The 1,557-nt window shown below is 66.4% G+C and carries 4 protein-coding genes; 3 read left to right on the top strand and 1 reads right to left on the bottom strand.

All coding sequences use genetic code 11. From position 1 onward, the window contains the following. Positions 1 to 174: 174 nt before the first annotated feature. On the bottom strand, positions 175 to 345 hold the full coding sequence (locus BLR02_RS29950) for a hypothetical protein (protein WP_176849896.1): 171 nt from the start codon (positions 343 to 345) through the stop codon (positions 175 to 177). 138 nt (positions 346 to 483) lie between these two features. Between BLR02_RS29950 and tnpA the strand changes: the two genes are divergently transcribed. The 3 genes from tnpA to BLR02_RS28205 are packed head-to-tail and all read left to right on the top strand — an operon-like array spanning position 484 to position 1,496. Beyond that, a complete protein-coding gene (gene tnpA, locus BLR02_RS28215; protein ID WP_090665495.1) occupies positions 484 to 888 on the top strand; it encodes an IS66-like element accessory protein TnpA in 405 nt (134 codons plus the stop codon). Between the two features lie 29 nt (positions 889 to 917). Next, on the top strand, positions 918 to 1,232 hold the full coding sequence (gene tnpB, locus BLR02_RS28210) for an IS66 family insertion sequence element accessory protein TnpB (RefSeq protein ID WP_281201473.1): 315 nt from the start codon (positions 918 to 920) through the stop codon (positions 1,230 to 1,232). Between the two features lie 60 nt (positions 1,233 to 1,292). Next, entirely contained in the window at positions 1,293 to 1,496 is a 204-nt protein-coding gene (locus tag BLR02_RS28205; RefSeq protein WP_245705011.1) for a transposase, read from the top strand. The last annotated feature ends 61 nt before the right edge of the window (positions 1,497 to 1,557 follow it).

The raw sequence follows: 1,557 nt of genomic DNA, 5'->3' as shown, positions 1-1,557 counted from the left end.
CTGGGCCAAGAAGTCCGCCAACTACCTCGCGCTGCTCCACCTCGCGCTCGCCATCATCACCTGGCGACATGCCCTACCGGGATAGGTTCTTAGGAACACAAAGTCGTCCAGCGCGCCACCTCGGAGCTCCAGCCATGCCAGTAGGGTGTCACGGGTTTGGTCGGTCAGTTCGAACTAGCTCCATGGAGGAGCGGTTCGGCCACGCTCTGTTTTGGCCTGATCGATCTTGCGTCCCAGGGTGGCGATGCGCAGCTCGGTGCCCTCGATCGCGCCCTGAAGCGTCTGGATCCGGAACTCCACAGTGCCGCGCCAGCCTTCCACGGCGTGGTCGAGATCAAAGCGCACGCCGCTGAACTGCCGGGCGGTGATGCCGAAGCGGCGTACGCATCCGCTGAGGGCCGCCTTCCGGCGCGTAGGTGAACCTGTCTTCTGATCTTATGGACGCTTGTAAGAGTGTTGCTATGGACGGAGCGGGTTGGCGGCATGGAGATCATCAACGGGGTCGAGCGCCGACGGCAGTGGCGGGTTGAGGACAAGTTGCGGATCGTGGCTGAGGCTGAGCGCCCTGGGGCCCGCTTTGCGGATGTGGCACGTCGGCACGAGGTGAGCCGGAGCGTGCTGTGGATGTGGCGCAAGCAGGTCCGAGCAGGCACGCTGGTGGCGGAGCAGGCGCCAGTGTTCCTGCCGGTGCAGATCATGCCGGAGCCGGTGGTGATGTCAGGGTCGTCGTCGGCGGCTTCACCTCGTTCACCGGCACCGTGCGAGGCTGGCTCTGGCCGCGAGGCATCGCAGATCGAAATCGTGCTGCCGGACGGGACGGCCCTGCGGGTTCCCGAGACAATCGGCGCCCCGGCCCTGCGTCGCCTGCTGTCGGCGCTGCGCGGATGATCCCGGTTCCGGCCGGCGTCCGGGTCTAGTTGGCGGTTGGCCATACCGACATGCGGCGCGGCATGAATGGCCTGGCGCTGCAGGTGCAGCAGGCGCTCGGGCGCGATCCCTATGCCGGCGATCTCTACGTGTTCCGGGGTCGCCGCGGCGACCTGGTCAAGATTGTCTGGCACGATGGGCTTGGCATGTCGCTTTACGCCAAGAGGTTGGAACGGGGGCGCTTCATCTGGCCGTCGCCGGCGGATGGCAGTGTGGCGATCTCGGGGGCGCAGCTGGCCTATATGTTGGACGGAATCGACTGGCGGAACCCACAACGTACCTGGCGGCCTGAGGTCGCCGGCTAGGCTGCCGCCGCGGCAGTTTTCCACTTCCTGCCATGGGTGGAGTGTGATTCGATCTCCACCGTGACGCCTGAGCCGAACAGCACTGCCGACGACATCGTGGCCCTGCGCGCCGCTCTCGCCGCCGCGGAGCTGGCGCGGCAGGAGGCGGAGGCGCGGGCCACCGGCGCCGAGGCGATGGTCGCGCACCTCAAGCTGCTCATCGCCAAGCTCAAGCATGACAGGTTCGGCGCCTCCTCCGAGCGCAGCCGCAAGCTGATCGACTAGGGTCTGTGACCGAACTCAGTGGTGCGCAAGTTGATCATGGTGGCAGCAAGATGGGCGAAGC

The sequence above is a fragment of the Belnapia rosea genome (genome assembly GCF_900101615.1).
Classification (GTDB): domain Bacteria; phylum Pseudomonadota; class Alphaproteobacteria; order Acetobacterales; family Acetobacteraceae; genus Belnapia; species Belnapia rosea.
This window is presented reverse-complemented; position numbering and strand designations above follow the sequence as displayed.

Bases quoted from the DNA above. Each gene is read 5' to 3' on its own strand.
- tnpA (WP_090665495.1), top strand. From the start codon at position 484: ATGGAGATCATCAACGGGGTCGAGCGCCGACGGCAGTGGCGGGTTGAG.